This window comes from Mesorhizobium sp. B2-6-2, assembly GCF_006440615.1.
In the GTDB taxonomy this organism is placed as follows: Bacteria; Pseudomonadota; Alphaproteobacteria; order Rhizobiales; family Rhizobiaceae; genus Mesorhizobium.
On the sequence record NZ_VFUG01000001.1, the window covers coordinates 428302 to 447723 of the forward strand.

At 64.5% G+C, this 19422-nt stretch carries 18 protein-coding genes; 7 read left to right on the plus strand and 11 right to left on the minus strand.

Going from position 1 to position 19422, the window contains the following annotated elements; genetic code table 11:
* Positions 1-15: 15 nt before the first annotated feature.
* The 5 genes from FJ419_RS02180 to FJ419_RS02200 form a co-directional block, all read right to left on the minus strand.
* Entirely contained in the window at positions 16-789 is a 774-nt protein-coding gene (locus FJ419_RS02180; RefSeq protein ID WP_181170579.1) for a UdgX family uracil-DNA binding protein, read from the minus strand.
* Positions 790-837: 48 nt separating this feature from the next.
* Positions 838-2244, minus strand: a complete 1407-nt coding sequence (locus tag FJ419_RS02185; RefSeq protein ID WP_140687114.1) for a glutamine synthetase family protein — start codon at positions 2242-2244, stop codon at positions 838-840.
* A gap of 11 nt (positions 2245-2255) precedes the next feature.
* Positions 2256-3632: an aspartate aminotransferase family protein gene (locus FJ419_RS02190; RefSeq protein ID WP_140687116.1), complete on the minus strand. Its 1377-nt coding sequence runs from the start codon at positions 3630-3632 to the stop codon at positions 2256-2258.
* 88 nt (positions 3633-3720) lie between these two features.
* Complete coding sequence (locus tag FJ419_RS02195) at positions 3721-4695, minus strand: WD40 repeat domain-containing protein (RefSeq protein WP_140687118.1); 975 nt, start codon at positions 4693-4695, stop codon at positions 3721-3723.
* Between the two features lie 270 nt (positions 4696-4965).
* On the minus strand, positions 4966-5997 hold the full coding sequence (locus FJ419_RS02200; protein ID WP_140687121.1) for a GTP-binding protein: 1032 nt from the start codon (positions 5995-5997) through the stop codon (positions 4966-4968).
* 373 nt (positions 5998-6370) lie between these two features.
* Between FJ419_RS02200 and FJ419_RS02205 the strand changes: the two genes are divergently transcribed.
* A complete protein-coding gene (locus tag FJ419_RS02205) occupies positions 6371-6844 on the plus strand; it encodes a MarR family transcriptional regulator (protein ID WP_140629717.1) in 474 nt (157 codons plus the stop codon).
* 230 nt (positions 6845-7074) lie between these two features.
* Here the strand turns inward: FJ419_RS02205 and FJ419_RS02210 are convergent, their stop codons facing one another.
* Positions 7075-7935 (minus strand): AraC family transcriptional regulator, encoded by an 861-nt coding sequence (locus tag FJ419_RS02210; RefSeq protein ID WP_140687123.1) that lies wholly within the window; start codon positions 7933-7935, stop codon positions 7075-7077.
* 41 nt (positions 7936-7976) lie between these two features.
* Here FJ419_RS02210 and FJ419_RS02215 point away from each other — a divergent pair, with 41 nt between their 5' ends.
* The 5 genes from FJ419_RS02215 (at position 7977) to FJ419_RS02235 (ending at position 12406) form a co-directional block, all read left to right on the plus strand.
* On the plus strand, positions 7977-8387 hold the full coding sequence (locus FJ419_RS02215; protein WP_140687125.1) for a DUF2000 family protein: 411 nt from the start codon (positions 7977-7979) through the stop codon (positions 8385-8387).
* Positions 8388-8882: 495 nt separating this feature from the next.
* Complete coding sequence (locus FJ419_RS02220; RefSeq protein ID WP_176477149.1) at positions 8883-9767, plus strand: DMT family transporter; 885 nt, start codon at positions 8883-8885, stop codon at positions 9765-9767.
* A gap of 66 nt (positions 9768-9833) precedes the next feature.
* On the plus strand, positions 9834-10856 hold the full coding sequence (locus FJ419_RS02225) for a LacI family DNA-binding transcriptional regulator (protein ID WP_140687130.1): 1023 nt from the start codon (positions 9834-9836) through the stop codon (positions 10854-10856).
* Positions 10853-11836: a 2-hydroxyacid dehydrogenase gene (locus FJ419_RS02230; protein WP_140687133.1), complete on the plus strand. Its 984-nt coding sequence runs from the start codon at positions 10853-10855 to the stop codon at positions 11834-11836. Before FJ419_RS02225 ends, FJ419_RS02230 begins: the two co-directional genes overlap by 4 nt.
* 183 nt (positions 11837-12019) lie before the next feature.
* Complete coding sequence (locus FJ419_RS02235; RefSeq protein WP_140545857.1) at positions 12020-12406, plus strand: hypothetical protein; 387 nt, start codon at positions 12020-12022, stop codon at positions 12404-12406.
* Positions 12407-12424: 18 nt separating this feature from the next.
* On the opposite strand, the gene FJ419_RS02240 is transcribed toward FJ419_RS02235, so the two are convergent.
* On the minus strand, positions 12425-13198 hold the full coding sequence (locus FJ419_RS02240; protein ID WP_140687135.1) for a gamma-glutamyl-gamma-aminobutyrate hydrolase family protein: 774 nt from the start codon (positions 13196-13198) through the stop codon (positions 12425-12427).
* A 266-nt stretch (positions 13199-13464) separates the two neighbouring features.
* Here FJ419_RS02240 and FJ419_RS02245 point away from each other — a divergent pair, with 266 nt between their 5' ends.
* Positions 13465-14574 (plus strand): TRAP transporter substrate-binding protein, encoded by a 1110-nt coding sequence (locus tag FJ419_RS02245; RefSeq protein ID WP_095769385.1) that lies wholly within the window; start codon positions 13465-13467, stop codon positions 14572-14574.
* A 243-nt stretch (positions 14575-14817) separates the two neighbouring features.
* Here FJ419_RS02245 and FJ419_RS02250 read toward each other — a convergent pair whose 3' ends face one another.
* From FJ419_RS02250 to FJ419_RS02265, 4 genes are all read right to left on the minus strand, one after another.
* On the minus strand, positions 14818-15846 hold the full coding sequence (locus FJ419_RS02250; protein WP_181170580.1) for a zinc-dependent alcohol dehydrogenase family protein: 1029 nt from the start codon (positions 15844-15846) through the stop codon (positions 14818-14820).
* Between the two features lie 13 nt (positions 15847-15859).
* A complete protein-coding gene (locus FJ419_RS02255) occupies positions 15860-17653 on the minus strand; it encodes a TRAP transporter large permease subunit (protein WP_181170581.1) in 1794 nt (597 codons plus the stop codon).
* Positions 17650-18255: a TRAP transporter small permease subunit gene (locus tag FJ419_RS02260; protein ID WP_140628742.1), complete on the minus strand. Its 606-nt coding sequence runs from the start codon at positions 18253-18255 to the stop codon at positions 17650-17652. Before FJ419_RS02260 ends, FJ419_RS02255 begins: the two co-directional genes overlap by 4 nt.
* A gap of 186 nt (positions 18256-18441) precedes the next feature.
* The gene (locus FJ419_RS02265; protein WP_140687139.1) at positions 18442-19347 is read right to left on the minus strand and encodes a branched-chain amino acid ABC transporter permease; all 906 of its coding nucleotides are present in this window, start codon (positions 19345-19347) and stop codon (positions 18442-18444) included.
* Positions 19348-19422: the final 75 nt, after the last annotated feature.

The window sequence follows — 19422 nt, forward strand, 5'->3', positions numbered from 1 at the left end:
CGGGCGCTAAATCGATCACGCCCTCATCAGCCCCTTCACCTTCCGCATATCCTGCAAAAATCGGTCCCTCTCGGCCTCCTTGTCCTCCCGATCGCGGATGCGCAGGATGAAGGAGGGGTGGATGGTCACAAACATGCGCAAGCCATCCTCGCGCTCGATCACATCGCCGCGCATCTTGGTGATCAGCACGGCCTTGCCGAGCAGCGACTGCGCCGCCGTCGCGCCGAGCGCCACCACGAGGTTCGGCTTGACGAGGTCGAGCTCCTTGTCCAGCCACCAGCGGCAGGCCTGGATTTCGCCGGCGTTGGGCTTGGAATGGATGCGCCGCTTGCCGCGCGGCTCGAATTTGAAATGTTTGACCGCATTGGTCACATAGACCTTGCGGCGATCGATTTCGGCGTCGTCCAGGATGCTGTCGAATATTCTACCGGCCGGGCCGACAAATGGTTTGCCGGCCAGATCCTCCTGATCGCCTGGCTGTTCGCCGACGAAGACCACGTCCGCGCTTTCCGGTCCTTCGCCGAACACGGTCTGCGTTGCGTCATGCCAAAGCGGGCAGCGTCGGCAGCCCTTCGCCTCTTCGCGCAACTCCTGAATATCTTCGGCTTCAGGCGCCACCACATCGGCCGGCTCGGGCGTCGGCCAATGCTTGGCCTTCACCTTGGCATGGCGCGGTACTGGGGTGGTTGGCATCCGGTCGATCATCTCTGACGCGGCTCTGTTTGCTCCTGCTGTCAAATCTGGAATGAGCGAGGCCGCGGGAAGGTTCCGCCAATATTTCTTCGGCATCTCCTGCCGTCGGCAAAACGTGATCGCCGCGCCTGTCAGGCCCTGTGCTCAAACCTCATGCAGATAGAGATGATAGTCCAGCTCACTAACGGTCCGCGCAACGCGCAGATATTCCGCCTGCTTGATCGCCACGAAGGTTCTGTGCAGGTCGGGGCCGAGCGCCGACTTCAGGAAATCGGAGCCTCTGGCCGCTTCGATTGCAGCGCGCCAGTCCGCCGGCATGGTTGATTTCTCCGTTGCTTGTTCATAGCCGTTCCCGGTCGTCTCGAGGCCAGGGTCCAGACCCTCGTCCAGGCCCTTGACGATGCCGGCCAGCACCGTTGCGGCGACCAGGTACGGATTCGCGTCGACGCCCGACGGCCGGTGCTCGATGCGGCGGTTCCTGGCGTCGCCCGCCGGCACGCGCAGCGCCACCGAGCGATTGTTGACGCCCCAACTGGGCGCCACAGGGGCATAGGATTGTGAGACGAAGCGGCGCCATGAATTGGCGTGCGGCGCAAACACCAGCATCGATTCCGCCATGGTGTGGATGAGGCCGCCAAGCGCGTTGAGCAGGCTTAGCGACCATTTCTCGCCGGCTGCCTCGGTGAAGACGTTGCGGCCGCCATCATCCTGCAGCGAGACATGGAAATGCATGCCCGATCCGGCATAGGCCTCGATGGGCTTGGCCATGAAGCAGGCGGTGACGCCGTGCCGCCGCGCCTGCGCCCGCACCAGCCGCTTCAGCATGACGAGATCGTCGGCCGCCCGCATCACGTCCGTGCGGTAGTTGAGCGTTAGTTCGTACTGGCCGGGCGCGTACTCGGAGATCACCGTCTCGGCTGGAATGCCTTGCGCCCTCGCAGCGGCGTAGATGTCGGAAAACAGCGGCTCCATGCCATGCAGATGGTCGACCGAATAGACCTCGGTCTTGGCCGAACGCCGGCCGTCGAGCACCGCGCGGGCGGCTTGCACTTTGCCGTCCGCGTCGCGCTCATTGGACAGCAGGAAAAACTCGAGCTCGAAGGCGCCGGCGGGATGCAAGCCGCGCGCCGCCAGCAATTCCACCTGCCTTGCCAGCACCAGCCGCGGATCGGAGGTCATCGGCTGGCCGTCGAGGTGGTGCATCGACATCAGCACCTGGCCGCGCGCCGGGTTGGTGCCGAAGAGCGGCACCAGCGTGCCGGGGATCGGCCATGCCCTGAGGTCGCCGTCGCCGGTGTCCCACACCAATCCGGTTTCGTGCACATCCTCGCCGGTGATGTCGAGGCCGAGGATCGAGATCGGCAGATGCCGGCCGTTCTCGAAAATGCCCATCAGCTCGTGCCGGCGCACGATCTTGCCCCGGCCGATGCCGTTGGCGTCGGTGAGCACGATGTCGAACGCCTCGATCTCAGGATGCGCGTCGAGAAAGGCTTTCGGCTCGGCGGGCGTCGAGCCGGAAGGAGACGTGGTAACGGCGTTCAGATTGTCCATCGCCGCTTTTCTCACGCCGTAAGCCTGGCCGCAACCGCGGCGAAGGCGGCGATCAGTCGGCTCACCTGCGCCGAAGTCGTTGCCGGCGAGATCAGCATCATGTTGTGGAACGGCGCGATCAGCACGCCGCGATTGACAAGCGCGACATGGATGGCGGCTTCCAGTTCCGGCGCATGCGCTTGTTCCGCCTCGCCGCCGTTCCCGAGCGGCCCAGGCGCGCAGATGAACTCGACGCGCGCGCCGACCCGCGCGACATGCCAGGGTAGCCTGTGGCGCTCAATAACGGCGGAGAGCCCCGCATCGAGGCGGCGCGCCAGCCGGTCCATATGCGCGTAGGCTTCCTCGGTCATCACCTCTTCCAGCGTGGCGCGCATCGCCGCGAATTGCAGCGGGTTGGCCGACAGCGTCGTGCCCATGCCGGAATAGCCGGGCTCCTTGGTCTGGTTGTAGCCGCCAAAGCGCGTGGCGACCTCTTCGCTCATGCCCCAGATGCTCGCCGGCACGCCGCCCGCAACCGGCTTGCCGAGCACGAACAGATCCGGCTCCAGCCGGTGCTTGCGCGTATAGCCGCCCGGGCCGGTCGAAATCGTGTGCGTCTCGTCGATAAGCAGCAGCGTGCCGGCCGCGCGGGTCAGGCGCCGCAGCGCGTCGTGGAAACCGGGTTCCGGCAGCACCATGCAGGAATTGGTCAGCACCGGCTCGGTGATGACGCAGGCGACATCGCGATCGGCCAGCGCTGCTTCCAAGGCTGCAACATCGTTGAATTCGACGATCTTCGTTGTCCGCGTCAGGTCGCGGAATTCGCCGGCCAATCCAGGCCGGTTCACCGGCTTGCCGTCGATCAGCCGCACCATCGTCTCGTCGACCGAGCCGTGATAGCAGCCGTTGAAGACCAGGATCTTCTCGCGCCCGGTCACCGCGCGGGCGACGCGCAGCGCAAAGCGGTTGGCGTCGGTGGCGGTGGTGGCGATCTGCCAGTAGGGTAGACCGAAGCGCTGCTGAAGGAGTGGGCCGATCGCCAGCGCATCCTCGCTTGGCAGCATATAGGTCAGACCCCGAGCGGCCTGCCGGCGGATCGCGCGGGTGACCGCCGGCGGCGAATGGCCGAGCATCGAGCCGGTGTCGCCGAGGCAGAAATCGTCGAGCTTGTTGCCGTCGATGTCGGTGATGGTAGCGCCCTTGGCGCCGTCGACCAGGATCGGGAACGGCGTCGGCCAGTCGCTCATCCAGTGCATCGGCACCCCGCCGAGGAAACCGGCAATGCCGTTGCCGAGCTTCGCCTCGGATTTCGGCCGCGCCTTGCGGAACGCGGCCGCCTCCGTCTCGCGCAATTCGGCGATGCGGGCGACGTCGATGCCGCCGATGGAAGTCCGGTCGATTGAATGCATGAAGTCCCCCTCAGGCAGTAGGCAGTAGGCAGTAGGCAGTAGGCAGTAGGTGCCGTCGTCCCTAAGCCTACTGCCTATTCCCGACTGCCTACGCGGTGATATCGATCACGCCGCAGTCGCCGGCGGCGCTGCCGAAGACGATGCGGCGTTCTTCCTTGTCCCACATCATCGACGTGATGGCGCCCTTGCCGGGGCGGCGCAGCAGCACTTCCTTGGCGTCGGCGAAGCGCGCCGCGATCACCATGCCGTCCTCATAGCCGATGGCCGTGACCTCCTGGCTTGGATGGCAAGCGACGCAGGTCACCATCGTGTTGCCGCGCGTGCCGAGCTCCAGCGGCGCCTTGCCCATCGGTCCGTCTTTGCTGGCGAACGGCCACACGATCGCCGCCGGCGCGCCGGAGCTCGCCAGCCATTTGCCCTTGACGCTCCAGGACAGGCTCTTGACCTTGCCGGGATAGCCGCTCATGCGCATGTGCTTGCCGTCGGCGAGCTTCCAGCCATGCAGCGCGTTTTCCTGCATGGTGGTGACGAGGAAGGCGCCGTCCGGCGAAAAGGTGAGGCCGGTATGGGCGCCGGCCCATTCGAGCTCCACCGGCTTGCCCTCGGCGGCCGGGAAATGCAGCGTCGCGCCATTGTAGCGGGCGATGCCGAAACGCATGCCCTTGGGCGAGAAGGCCAGCCCCTCCACCGAGCGCGGATGGGCAAATTCCTTGATCTTGCCGTCGGCGAAACGCACGAAGGCGGTCTTGCCCGAGGCATAGGCGATCGCACCCTGCGGTCCGGCGCTGACGCTGGTGATCCACTTTTTGCCGGCGCTGGCCAGCTCGTTCACCTCGCCGCCGGCCTTCACGGCAAACACCTTGCCGTCCTCGCCGCCGGTGATCAGCCGGTCGTTGGCCGCGTCATGGAAGGCGGCAAGCAGGCCGTCATTGGCCTGCACGGTCTTGTGCCCATTGTCGAGCCGATGGATCGCGCCGTCGGCCAGAGCAAAATGCGGCACGTCGTTCAGGAAGACGGCGGCGACGCAATGGCCTTCGAGATCAAGCGGGGCGACTGTGGGCATGAGGACTTAATCCATTTGAGATTCCTGCCCTTCCCATAAGCGGTTGGGCTAAGGGCCTCAACCCGCTTCGGATTGCGATAAGGGAAGGGCGCCGGCATTGCGACTTTCCCTTCTCCCCTTGTGGGAGAAGGTGGATCGGCGCGCAGCGCCGAGACGGATGAGGGTGTTCCAGCGGAGTGAGACGTCGGCGTTCCCTGGAACACCCCTCATCCGACCGAGCTTCGCTCGGCCACCTTCTCCCACAAGGGGAGAAGGAAGAAGGCGCGGAAATCAAGCCGCCTGGCAGGCCTCAAAGCTCTTCCTAAGCCGATCGGCGTCGAGATCGCGGCCGATGAAGACCAGCCGGCTTTCGTGTTTTTCGCCATCCTTCCAGGCGCGCTGGTGGTCGCCTTCGAGGATCATGTGCACGCCCTGCAGCACATAGCGGTCCTCGTCGCCCTTCAGCGCGATGATGCCCTTCAGCCGCAGGATGTTCGGTCCTTCCATCTGGGTCACCTTCTCGATCCAAGGGAAGAATTTCTTGGGGTCCATCTCGCCGCCGCGCAGCGACACCGACTTCACCGTCACGTCATGGATGTCGGAAGTATGGTCGTGATGGTGATGATCGTGACCGTCGCGATCATGATCATGATCATGATCGTGGTCGTGCGCGTCGAGGAAATGCGGATCGTTCTCCAACGCCCGCGACAGGTCGAAGGCGCCGCGGTCGAGCACTTCGTCAAGCGCCACGCCGGAACGCTGGGTGCGATGGATCCTGGCCGCCGGGTTGATGGCGCGGATCGTCGCTTCGACCTTTTCAAGCTCATCAGGCGTGACGAGGTCGGTCTTGTTCAGCACCACCACGTCGGCGAAGGCGATCTGGTCCTCGGCTTCCTTGGAATCCTTAAGGCGCAGCGGCAGGTGCTTGGCGTCGACCAGCGCCACCACCGCGTCGAGCTTGGTCTTGGTGCGCACGTCGTCGTCCATGAAGAAGGTCTGCGCCACCGGCACCGGGTCGGCAAGGCCCGTGGTCTCGACGACGATGGCGTCGAAGCGGCCGGGTCGCCGCATCAGGCCTTCGACCACGCGGATCAGGTCGCCGCGCACTGTGCAGCACACGCAGCCATTGTTCATCTCGTAGATTTCCTCGTCGGATTCGACGATCAGGTCGTTGTCGATGCCGATCTCGCCGAACTCGTTGACGATGACGGCGTAGCGCTTGCCGTGGCTCTCCGACAGAATGCGGTTGAGCAGCGTCGTCTTGCCCGCGCCGAGATAGCCGGTGAGAACGGTTACGGGGATTTGCGTCTGTGCGTCGCTCATGGGTTGCCTCGAAAATCCTGGATTGTCGGCCTGATATAGGATGGGTGTCGCGCTTTTGCACGCGCCAAACCGATGGACCAGGCCGACTCTCCAAGCGGGACGGCGCCACACACGGAATGGCGGCGGCAGAGGCAGCCCCAGACGGAGAAGCCGCACGAGCGCCCAAGGGCCTTCGCCAGCGTCCGCTGTGAATCTCGCCGGTGCAAAAGTCGTTTGTCATCTAACTGAAATAAACATCTGGCATCACCTGCGCGGGCACCGCAATGCTTGCCGGCAAAGCGTTCTGCAAGCCGGACTCTTTAAATCGTCATTTGCCAGCCGTCGGACAGCCTATATGCTTGTCCGCGCCGGTTCGGCCGAAGAGGGAACGACCATGGCCAAGGCGGACAAGACAGCGACAATGAGCCGGCTCCATTCGGCGGCAAGGCTGGCGCGCACAGCGCTCGCCGCGCGGCTTCTGGCGCACGGTTTCTATGCCGGCCAGGACCAGATCATGCTGGCGCTCGACCGCGAGGACGGCCAGACCCCCGGCAATCTCGCCGGCCGGCTCGGCGTGCGCCCGCCGACCATCACCAAGACCATCAACCGGCTGCAGGCGCAAGGTTTCCTGGAAAAGCGCGCCTCCAACGCCGATGCCCGCCAGGCCCATATCTTCCTCACCGAATCCGGCCGCGAAACCATCCGCGCCATCGAGAAGTCGGTCAAGAAGACCGAGAAGCAGGCGCTGAAGGGCCTCGACAAGAAGGACCAGAAGGCGCTGTTCAAGCTGCTGGCCCGCATCGAGGCGAATCTGTCGAACGAAGATCTGGTGGTGATGGATGACGACGCGGAGTTGGATGAAGCGTGACGCGTGAGCGTCATCGCTCAACTGCGAGACGTTCCCATTAACGAGCGACGCGAAGCGTCGTCTCGAGCGACCTAAGCGCGATGCGCAGCATCGTCGCTCCACGCACCGGCTTAGCATTGCAAGCGCGACGCGTAAGCGTCGTCGCTTCATGCACCACCCAAGTATCGGCGGCTTAGCGGAAGGCGACGATGCTGCGCATCGCGCCTGAGAGACGACGCTGCGCGTCGCGCTTACGCGTCGCGCACCAGCGCCGCCCAGCGCCCCGGCGTCATGCCGAACGCCTTCTTGAAATGCCGGTTGAAATGGCTCTGGTCGCTGAAGCCGGCGGCGGCGGCGATTTCCGCCAGCGACTCGCGCTCGGCGATCATGCGCCGCGCCTTTTGCAGCCGGCGCATCAGCAGGAAGCGATGCGGGCTGGTCGAATAGGTCGCGCGAAAATGGCGCGACAGCGCGTAACGGTCGAGGCCGGTGACGGCTTCCAGCTCATCGGAGCGCACCGGTCGCTCGGCATTCTCCTCGAGATAGTCGCGGGCAAGCGCGGCGGCGCGCCATGCGGTCTTGCCCGTTGACTTTGCCGGCTGCCCGGCATGGCGTTTCAGCTGTTGCGCCAGCTGCACAACGAAATCTGCCACGAACAGGTCGCCGAGTGCCTCGTCCAGCGGTGCCAGCGCCGACAGCAGCGTATCGCGCAAGCGAGGATCGTCGACCACGGCGTCGCGAACGAAAGGCAGCGGCTCGCCATCGAGGCAGTCGAGCAGCAGGGATGGCTCCAGATACAGGATCCTGTAGCGCAGGCCGTCTTGCGTGCCGGCGCCGCCATCGTGCAATTCGTCCGGATGCAGCACGATCACCTGGCCGGGCAGGCTGTGTTGCAGCGCGCCGCGATAATGGAAGCGCTGCACGCCATGCAAGGTCACGCCGATCGCGTAGGTGTCGTGCCGGTGCAGCTCGAAGGCGTTGCCATGGAAGCGCGCCTCGATGCGTTCGAGACCCGAGCCGCCCGGAGCCGAAACGATGCGATCGCCGTTGGCCGCATCCGCGCACGAACGTTCAAGACCTTCCTTCGCTTCTTCGCTTAGAGCCTGCGCCATCGCCTGTCCCGCCCGTCACGGGCCGTCTCGGAGTCTCAATCTTGGCGTTCGATACGAAAATTGCAATTGTTCTCAGAGAGGATCTGCCGGTATGGCAGAAGCTCAACGTCACCGCGTTCCTGACCAGCGGCATCGTTGCGCAGTTCCCCGAAATCATCGGCGAGGCTTACCGTGATCGTGCCGGCAACCTCTACAACCCGATGTCGGTCCAGCCGGTCATCGTCCTGTCAGCCGATGCGGCGACGCTGGGTACGATTCACCGCCGGGCATTGGAACGCGGCGTGACGACGTCCGCCTATGTCGAGGAGATGTTTTCGACCGGGCACGACGTCGCCAACCGCGCCGTCTTCGCCGAATTCGCCCCGGACGACGCCAAGGTCGTCGGCATCGCCATGCGCGGCGAGAAAAAGCTCGTCGACAAGATCACCAAGGGCGCCCGCATGCATGGCTGAATGGGTGACAAGCGCCTTCGCCCGAAGGACCAATTGCGGACGTTTGGGGTTGGCCTGAACGCCCACACGTCGTCATCCTATGTCGGAGCAAGGAGCGAAGCGACGCGCGCAGACCATAGAATCCATTCCGTTACCTAAAAGCGTTGCTGCGGTGCAGAATTCTGCTCCGCTGCACTCCACGTCGAAGACCACGGAATGGATCCTCGGGTCTGCGCTCCGCTTCGCGTCGCTCCGCCCGTGGATGACGACGTCGCGGAGGCGTCGGCAATCGCTCGACGATCAGCCTGAACGCTATCACGACGAGCGGCGTTCAAGCCAATCGCCGACGGCGATGCGTTCTAAGCCTGTCCGAAGCGCTTGTTGGGCCAGTCGCTTTTGGCTTGCTGGCAAGCGGCGATTGCCGCAGAAGGATAAGGTCTATCTTCCTTCGGCCCGACCTTGAGCACTCCCAGAAACAATGACGACAGCGCAACGCCGCCCGCGGCGATGCTTCTGATGCTGTGCGTCTATGTCTGCTTCACCTTTCTCGATACCTCCAGCAAATATCTGGTGCTGGCCGGCGTCTCGGCGCTGATCGTCGCCTGGGCCCGCTTCACCGTGCACGTCCTGCTGGTCGGCATCTTCCTGCGCGGCTGGCGCGAGCCGGTTCGCTTCCGCGCCAACAACCTGCCGGCGCACCTCTTGCGGGGCGTCCTTTTGTTCGGCTCGACCATGTTCAATATCCTGGCGCTGCGCACGCTGCAGTTAGCCGAGACAACGTCGATCTATTTCTTCGGCCCGATGGTCATCACCGCGCTTGCCGGCCCGCTGCTCGGCGAATGGGCCGGCTGGCGGCGCTGGCTGGCGATTCTCACCGGCTTCGTCGGCGTGCTGATCATCACCAGGCCTGGCGTCGGCGTGTTCGGCATCGGTCATCTCTTCGCGCTGGGCTCGATGCTGTCGAACAGTTTTTACGTCATCATGACGCGGCGCATGTCGTCGACGGAGACCTCGGAGAGCCTGATCCTCTTTTCGGCGCTGGCGCCCGCCGTGCTGCTCCTGCCGCTGCTGCCTTTCTCGCTGTCATTGCCGCAGGATGGCTGGCACTGGGTCATCCTGTTGATGCTCGGCGTCTTCGGCGCCGGCGGCCACTATTTGCTGGTCCGGGCCTATCGTCTGGCGACCACGACGCAGCTCGCGCCCTATCCCTATTCGCAGATGGTGTGGATGATCATCTCCGGCTGGCTGATCTTCCACCAGTTCCCCGACCGCTGGACGCTGCTCGGCGCCGCCATCATCGTTGCTAGCGGGCTCTACATCATCCATCGCGAGCACCGGCTTCGCGTCCGCAACTCCGCCTCGCTCGACACCGAGGCCGAGGCGCTGGCGAAAAAACTTTGATTTGCGCCGAATCCGGTGGCATAAGGCCGTTTTAAAAAATTTAAAGACCCTGGGGAGCGAAGGGCACTGGCACAGAAGATCAAGCTTTCGACGATCGCGGATGCGCTCGGCGTCTCCACGGCAACGGTGTCGCTGGCGCTGCGCGACAGCCCGCTGGTCGCCGGCACGACGCGCGAGCGCATCAAGGAGCACGCCCGCGCCATCGGCTATATCTACAACCGTCGCGCCGCCTCGTTGCGCACCTCGCGCTCCGGCATCGTCGGCGTCGTCGTGCACGACATCATGAACCCGTTCTTCGCCGAGATCCTGCGCTCGATCGAAAGCGAGCTCGACCGCAGCCGCCAGACCTTCATCCTGTCGAACCACTACGACCAGCTGGAAAAGCAGCGCACCTTCATTGACACGCTGCTGCAGCTCGGCGCCGACGGCGTCATCATGTCGCCGGCCATCGGCACGCCGGCCGAGGACATCATCATGGCCGAGGAGAACGGCCTGCCGGCAGTGCTGATCGCGCGCACCGTTGCCGGCGCCGATGTGCCGGTGTTCCGCGGCGACGATGCCTATGGCACCGCGCTTGCCACCAATCATCTGATCTCGCTCGGCCACAAGCGCATCGCCATGGTCGGCGGCACCGACCAGACCTCGACCGGCCGCGACCGCTACCAGGGCTATCTCAACGCGATGGAGGCGGCCGGCCTGGAGGTGAAGCCGTCCTGGCGCATCCCCGGGCCGCGCACCAAACAGGCGGGTTTCGAGGCCTCGGGACAGTTTCTGGCGCTGAAGGACAGGCCCACCGCTGCCTGCTGCTGGAACGATCTGGTCGCGATCGGGTTGATGAACGGCATCGCTCGCGCCGGCCTCGTGCCGGGCGTCGATATCTCGGTCACCGGCTATGACGATCTCGAGGAGGCGGCAATCGCGACACCGGCCCTGACCACGGTCTGGAACGGCCAGCGCGAGGTCGGCCGCCGCGCCGCCAGCGCCCTGCTCGACAAATTGAACGGGCAGGCAGTGCGGCCCTCGCAGGAGCTGATCAAGCCGGAACTGCATGTGCGGCAGTCGACCGGCAAGCCGGTGGAGCGTGGATGAGCAAGGCCGAAGGAAAACTGCCGGTCGCCATCCTTGTGCCGGGCGATTTCAACGGCCATGCCCTCGGCCGCATCGACGAGGCGTTCAAGTGTGTGCGGATCGAACGCGCCGATCCGTCTTTGGTTACGAACGAGATGCGCGCCACGGTGCGCGGCATCGCCTCCTACGCAGGCATCGACGCGGCGATGATCGATGCGCTGCCAAATCTTGAGATTATCGCCAGCTTCGGCGTCGGCTATGATTCGGTCGACGCCGCTCACGCGGCCAAGCACGGCGTCATGGTCACCAACACGCCCGATGTCTTGACCGAGGAGGTCGCCGATACCGCCATCGGCCTTTTGATCAACACCATGCGCGAGCTCTACGCCGCCGAGAAATGGCTGCGCGACGGCGACTGGGCGACCAAGGGCAATTATCGCCTGAGCCGGCTTACATTGCGCGGCCGCCGCGTCGGTATCTTCGGCATGGGCCGCATCGGCCGGGCCGTCGCCCGTCGCCTTGAAGCCTTCGGCCTGCCGATCGCCTATCACAACCGCCGCAAGGTCGAAGGCCTGGCTTACGAATATCATGCCACTTTGAAGGGGCTTGCCGAAGCCGTCGACACGCTGATCTGCATTGCCCCGGGCGGCGCCTCCACCGAGAAAGCGGTCAGTGCCGAGGTCTTGTCGGCGCTGGGTTCGAACGGCGTCTTCGTCAATATCGGCCGCGGCTCGACGGTGGACGAGGCAGCCCTTGCTGCCGCCCTCAAGAGCGGCACCATCGCAGCCGTCGGGCTCGACGTCTTTGCCGACGAGCCGAACGTGCCGGAGGCCCTGCTCGATGCTCCCAACGCCTCGCTTCTGCCGCATGTCGGCTCGGCGTCGGTCCACACCCGCCGCGCCATGGCCGATTTGTGCGTCGACAACCTCGTCGCCTGGTTTACCGACCGCAGGCCGCTGACGCCGGTGCCGGAGATGCTCAACGTCAAGGCGCGCGCCTGAGGCTTTTCACCGTTTCAGGGAAACGGCGAACTCACGGAAACGGCGAACCGCCTGTCTCTTTGCTTTGGTGCAATTCCGGACGGAAAGCCAATTGCTCCAATCCGCACCCGTCGCCACATTCATTAACGCCCACTTAACCCTTTGGAATCATTCTGCATACTTGGTTATGTGTGGAGAGGCAGGGTGAAGCTGTTCGTTGGCTTGGTAGCATCGGTAGCGTTGTTCGGGGGCGTTCAGTTCCTGCATGGCGGCAACGGCCAGAGCGAGGCCACCGAACTCATCCCGACAAACGCCTATCGGCTGACCGCCAATGGCGATGAAGCGGCCTGCGCCATCCACCGCGGCGCCGAAGTCTCGGAGGGCCTGTCGTTGCTTTCCGTCGCCCCGAACTGCCGCAAGCTGATGCCTGGCATCGAGCACGCGAAATTCTGGCGCGAGCAGGCGGACGGCTCGGTCGCTTTCAGTGAGGACGGGGTCGATCCGATCGTCACCTTCGGCGTTGCCGATGGCGACGGCTACGAATCCTACGCGCCGGCCGCGCCGCTTCTGGCGCTGAGCACAAGCGAATAGCCGCGGAACTGTCCAAGCTTACTCTGCCGCGGCGCGGGCACCTGTTTTCGCGGCCGCGTGCAGGCGCACGGCATCGCCGAAGGCCTTGAAGATCTTGGCGGAATTGCTGTCCGACTTCACCCAATACTCGGGGTGCCATTGCACGCCGACGGCGAAGGCGCGGGCATCCTTGACGGAGACTGCTTCGATCGTACCGTCGCTAGCCAAGGCCTCGACCTGGAGCCTGGAGCCCAGCAGGTCGATCGCCTGGCGATGCAGCGAATTCACCTTGATTTCGCCGGCGCCGAACACGCCGGCAAGGCAGCTTCCGGGCTTGATCGAGATCGTCTGGTGGATGCCGAAGCGCTCGTCCTGATTGTCGCTCGCCGGCGCGCGGTGGTCGAGCGAGCCATCGCGCTCCTGGATCTCGGTGCCCAGCGTGCCGCCGAGCGCGACGTTCAGCTCCTGGATGCCGCGGCAGATGGCAAGCAACGGCACGCCTCGCTCGATGGCCTTGCGGATCAGCGGCAGCGTGGTTGCGTCGCGCGCCGGATCGTAGGGGCCGTTGGCCTCGCTGGGATCGCCGCCATAGAGCGAGGGATGCACGTTGGACTTCGAGCCCGTCACCATGACGCCGTCGACCGACGACAGCAATTCGTCGAGATCGAGTCGGTCGCCGAAGGACGGCACCAGCAGCGGAAACACGCCGGCGCCTGCTACCGCCGCTTCCAGATATTGCTGGGGTGCCGCGTGCCAGGTGTAGTTGTCGAACTGGCGGACGTCGGATGAGACTGCGACGAGCGGCTGCTGCATTTTGGGTTTGGATTCCTTCGAGAGCTAAGGAGTTAATCTGCCTACAAAATAGGCGATCTGAAGGCAGTTTGCCATGGTAAGTTTCGCTGCCTTGCATGGGCCAGCGGCAGGCTCGTTAGACTATAGTTGCACGCGGCGCCGGAATGGCGGCAACCTTGCCCGCAACGCTGGACTCGATTCTTTGCCTGTGTATGTTTCTTCCCCAACCGATGCGGGCAACGAGGATGCCCTGACGTCGGTCAGCTGATCCCAAGGGAGGAAACTTAATGGATCGTCGTTCTTTCATTCGTAAGGCCGGTGCGTCCGGCGTCGGTGCTGCAGCTGCGGCCGCAGCGCTTGCCACGCCGGCAATAGCCCAGTCCAATCCGAAAGTGACGTGGAGACTGGCATCGTCCTTCCCGAAATCGCTCGACACGATCTATGGCGGCGCGGAAGTCTTCTCAAAAATGCTGTCGGAGGCGACCGACGGCAATTTCCAGGTCCAGGTCTTCGCCTCCGGTGAGCTCGTGCCCGGCCTGCAGGCTGCGGACGCCACCACGGCCGGCACAGTCGAGGCCTGCCATACGGTCGCATACTATTACTGGGGCAAGGACCCGACCTGGGCGCTCGGTGCCGCAGTGCCCTTCTCGCTCAACGCGCGCGGTATGAATGCCTGGCACTATCATGGCGGCGGCATCGACCTGTTCAACGAGTTCCTCGCGACGCAAGGGCTGTTCGGCCTGCCGGGCGGCAATACCGGCGTTCAGATGGGCGGCTGGTTCCGCAAGCAGATCAACACGGTGGCCGATCTCTCGGGCCTCAAGATGCGCATCGGCGGCTTTGCCGGCAAAGTTGTGCAGAAGCTCGGCGTCGTACCGCAGCAGATCGCCGGCGGCGACATCTATCCGGCGCTGGAGAAGGGCACCATCGACGCCGCCGAATGGGTCGGCCCCTATGACGACGAGAAGCTCGGCTTCTATAAGGTCGCGCCCTACTACTACTATCCCGGTTGGTGGGAAGGCGGCCCGACCGTGCATCTGATGTTCAACAAGGCCAAATACGAAGAGCTTTCGCCGGCCTACAAGTCGCTGGTGCATACCGCCGCGCAAGCGGCGGACGCCAACATGCTGCAGAAGTACGACTATCTCAATCCGGCGGCGGTGAAGCGGCTTGTGTCGAACGGTGCCAAGCTGGCGCCGTTCAGCCAGGAGATCATGGCCGCCTGTTTCGAGAAGGCCAATGAGGTCTATGCCGAGATGGAATCCAACAACGCGCCGTTCAAGAAGATCTGGGAATCGATCAAGGCCTTCCGCAAGGAGCACTATCTCTGGGCCCAGGTCGCCGAATACAATTACGACACCTTCATGATGGTGCAGCAGCGCAACGGCAAGCTGTAGGAAGATTAGCCCCTTCTCCCCGTCACTATACGGGGAGAAGGTCCCGGCAGGGGGATGAGGGGCAGCGCCGGCTTCGGCGATTGAAAAGCCTAGAGCCGTGATCTGGGTCTAACCTTCCATCCGACGTCGGCGCCGCCCCTCACCTGCCTGCCGGCATCCTCTCCCCGTATAGGGACGGGGAGAGGGGCGCCCTCATTGGCGGTTTCGCCAATCGCCAACGTTGCAAGATGGAAAACTGCGCCATCAGCCTTGGCCCGGCACCACCAGCACCTTGACCTCGCCCGGCGCCGGTGGGTTGGCGATCACGTCCGGTGCCTCCTCCAGGCTGACCTGCCTCGAGATCAACCTGTCGACCTCGATCGCGCCGGAGGCGATCAGCTGAGCCGCCCGGCCATGCGTGAACGGGTTGAGGAAGGAGCCGAGCACCTTTAATTCCCGAAACAGAAGATCGAACGGCTCGATCTCCACCTTCATGCCTTGCGGCACGACGCCGACGATCACCACCGTGCCGCCCGCCTTTGCCATGCGCATCGACTGCTCCACCGTGTCGCGCACGCCGGCGCATTCCAGCACCACGTCGACGCCGCCGGGCATCAGGCCGTTCGGCCCGGCGACGGCCGCGATCGGGTCGCCAGCGCTTGGGTCGATCGTCGCGGTCGCGCCGAGTTCCTCGGCGAGCGCGCGACGCGAAGCCTGCCTGGTCGAAAGGATGATGGTCGTCGCGCCCGCGAGCTTGGCCAGCTGCACGACGAGCAGGCCGATGACGCCGCCGCCCAGCACCACGACCGATGCGCCCGGCCGGATCGCGGCCAGGTCGACGCCGTGCAGGCAGCAGGCGAGCGGCTCGCAGAAGGCGCCATGCATCGGCCTGAGGTTTGCGGGCAGCCGGAAGGCTTGGCTTTGCGGCATCAGCACATAGTCGGCGAAGGCGCCGTCGCGGTGGATGCCGATGGCGCTCAGATTGCTGCAGAGATTGACGCGGCCGGCATGGCAGTGGGCGCAGCGCCCGCAGGCGATGTTGGGATCCCCGGTGACGCGATCGCCGACGGCAACGCCCGTCACCGCCGCGCCGACCGCTTCGACGATGCCGGAGAACTCATGGCCGAGCGTCACCGGCGGCGTGCAGGGAAATTCGCCATGGAAGAGGTGGCGGTCGGTGCCGCAGACGCCGCAAGCCTCGATGCGCACCAGAACGTCCTCAGGCCCGGCAACGGGTTTTGGAACCTCGCGCAGCACAATGCCGCCCACTTTCTCCAGCCGCACGGCTCTCATGACGCGGTTCACCTCAATTGAATTTGGGTGGTTGCGAAAGGTCGGGCGCCGGCGCCGCCGGCTTGGCCGGCGCATCGCCGAAGCTCGGCGGCTGCGACAGGTCGGGTGTGCCGGGTGCCGCCGGAGCGCCACCATTGGCCGGCGCAGCTCCATTGTTGTTCGCCGGGGGCGTGCCGAGCGGCGACAGCGAAGGCATGTCGGGCAGCCTGAGGTCGATGGTGCTAGGCTCCACCGCGGCGCCCTTGTAGCGCATGACCATTTGCGGGAAGGCGATGGTCAGCGCGATCATGATCACCTGGATCAGGACGAACGGCACAGCGCCCCAATAGATCTGCCCGGTGCTGATCGGCGCGATCTGCTTGCCGGTGATCCTGTCGAGATAGGGCACTCGGGCCGCGACCGAGCGCAGGTAGAACAGCGCGAAGCCGAAGGGCGGATGCATGAAGCTGGTCTGCATGTTGACGCCGAGCAGCACGCCGAACCAGATCAGGTCGATGCCGAGCTTGTCGGCGGCCGGCGCCAGCAGCGGCACGATGATGAAGGCGAGCTCGAAGAAATCGAGGAAGAAGGCAAGCACGAACACCAGGATGTTGACGCCGATCAGGAAGCCGGTCTCGCCGCCGGGCAGCGAGGTCAGCAGGTGCTCGACCCAGATATGGCCGTTGACGCCGTAGAAGGTCAGCGAAAAGACGCGCGCGCCGATCAGGATGAACAGCACGAAGGCGGAAAGCCGGGTCGTCGAGGCCAGCGCCTGGTTGATGACGTCCATCGTCAGGCGGCCCTTCATTGCCGCCATGATGAGCGCGCCGACTGCGCCCATGGCGCCGCCTTCGGTCGGCGTGGCGATGCCGAGGAAGATGGTGCCCAGAACCAGGAAGATCAGCGCCAGCGGCGGGATCAGCACGATCACCACCTGCTGCGCCAGCTTCGACATCATGTTGATACGGAGCCGCTGGTCGAGGATGGCGACGACATAGATGACGATGACGCCGACGGCGAAGCCGAGGATGTCGGCATTGTCGCCGTGGGTCGGCGCAAGGTAGCGATAGGCCGCGTAGGAAATCGCGCCCGTCACCACAAGCGCCACCAGCAGAGATATCACACCGTGGCCGAGCGTACGCGCCTCGAGCGGCAGCGCCGGCATCGAGTTCGGCCGGACGATCGACATGATCAGGATGTAGAGCATGTAGATGCCGGTGAGCACGAGGCCGGGGATCAACGCGCCGGCATACATGTCGCCGACCGAGCGTCCGAGCTGGTCGGCCAGCACGATCAGCACCAGCGACGGCGGGATGATCTGCGCCAGCGTGCCGGAGGCGGCGATAACGCCCGAGGCCACGCGCCGGTCGTAGCCGTAGCGCAACATGATCGGCAGCGAGATCAGCCCCATGGCGATGACCGAAGCGGCCACCACGCCGGTCGTTGCGGCAAGCAGCGCGCCGACGAAGATCACCGCATAGGCAAGGCCGCCGCGGATCGGCCCGAACAGCTGCCCGATCGTGTCGAGCAGGTCCTCGGCCATGCCGGAGCGCTCCAGCACGATACCCATGAAGGTGAAGAACGGTATCGCCAACAGCGTGTCGTTGGACATCACCCTGGTGCCGTAGAAATTATCGGGAAGCGCATGCAGCAGCGGCCAGGCAAGGTTGATCGACCCGCCGGAATAGGGCGACAGCACGACACCGATAAAAAAGAACATCAGCCCGTTGGCGGCGAGCGAAAAGGCTACGGGGTAGCCGATCAACAGGAAGACGACCAGCGAGGCGAACATGATCGGCGCCATGTTCTGCGCGATGAATTCGATCACGAGCGCACCTCGCCCGCGAGCGCCTTGGCTTCCTCGGCCAGCGCCTTGGCCTCGAGCTCGGCCTGCTCATGGGCCGAGATGAAGGGAGTGGGATCGTCCATGTCGCCGCGCATGATGGCGATCTTCTTGATGATTTCGGAAACCCCTTGCAGCGCGAGCAGGAAGAAGCCGACCAGCAGGATTGCCTTGGCCGGCCACACGATCAGGCCGCCGGCATTGGTCGACATCTCGCCGCTGCGGAAGGAAAGCGACACGTACGGTACGAAGTAGATCACCATCAGCACCACGAACGGCATCAGGAAAAAGAGATGGCCGAAAAGGTCGATCCAGTGCTGCACGCGGCGCGGGAACATGCCGTAAACGATGTCGATGCGGATATGGTCGTTCTGTTTCAGCGTGTAGGCGGCGGCCAGCATGAAGGCGGCGCCGAACAGATACCACTGCAGCTCCAGCCAGGCGTTGGAGGAGATGTCGAACACCTTGCGGATGACGGCATTGCCGGCGCTCACCAGGATCGCGAGCAGGATCAGCCACGAGACCCAGCGGCCGATGAACTCGTTGATGCGGTCGATTGTCCTGGATAGAGCGAGCAGCCCTGCCATGCATAGTCCTCCCTGGTACCGACAGCGCGCCCGATTCCCCCTCCGGTGTCGCGCCGCTTGGCCCAACGATATGCAGTGCGTGGTCCGGCAGGTCAACATGACAAAGCGAGGCAAACAGATCGGCAAGCCGCGCAGAGGCGGAATGCCGCCGAATGACGCCACGTCATGCAACCAAAGTCTGGGAGCTCAGGCGATCTTGGCCTGGTCGCGCCCGGCGCCGATCAGCACCAGCATGGCGACGAGGAAGAGATAGATCCAGGCGTCGCGCCATTCGAGCGGGAAATAGCCGGCCCAGAGCGATTCCGCCATGCCGAAGGCCGCGGCGCCAAGCGCCGCCTTGAGCGGCGACAGATAGCCGCCGACCGCCGTCACGAACAGGATCTTGAGGCCGTAGACCAGCCCGGTACCGAAGGAGACATTGCCGTAATAGAGACCGGCAAGCACGCCGGCCAGGGCGGCGCAAAAGCCGCTGAACAGCACGGCGCGGCGGAACACGGCAGTGACGTCGATGCCGCACATCGCCGCCGCTTTCGGGTCGTCGGAGACGGCGCGCCAGGCGCGGCCGAAATGCGAATGCGAGAACAGCCAGGCCGTCAGCGCCACCACCGCGATGATACAAGCGCAATCGAGCAACTGGATGACGGTGAGCGTCACCTTGAAGCCCTCACTCTGGGCAAAGATGACGGGGTTGGCGAGCATCGGCGGCAGCCACAGGTCATGCGTGTCGGCGGCAATGCGGCTCGCTTCCGACAGGAAGATGAGAATGCCGAGCGTCGTCACCACGATGGCGTTGGGCGAGCGGTCGGCGAGCCTCTCGAAAACGCTGCGCGACAGGACATGGCTGATCAGCGCGGCATAAAGCACGGCGGCGGCGACGCCGAGCATTACCGCGGCGGCCAGCGTCAGCCACAGCGCCTGATAGCCGAAGGCGGCGGTCAGGATCATCGTCTGGCCGCAGAAGGCGAACAGCGCGCCGTAAGCCAGGTTGGTGCGATGCAGGATGCCGTTGGTCAGCACATAACCGAAGGCGAGCAGCGCATAGAGCGCGCCCGAATGCAGCCCGTTCAGCACCTGCTGGAAGAAATAGAGCATGCGATATCCTACAGGTCGTATGACGCGACCCCGCCGGACCGTTGCACCCGGAATCTAACTTGTCAAATGCGTTTT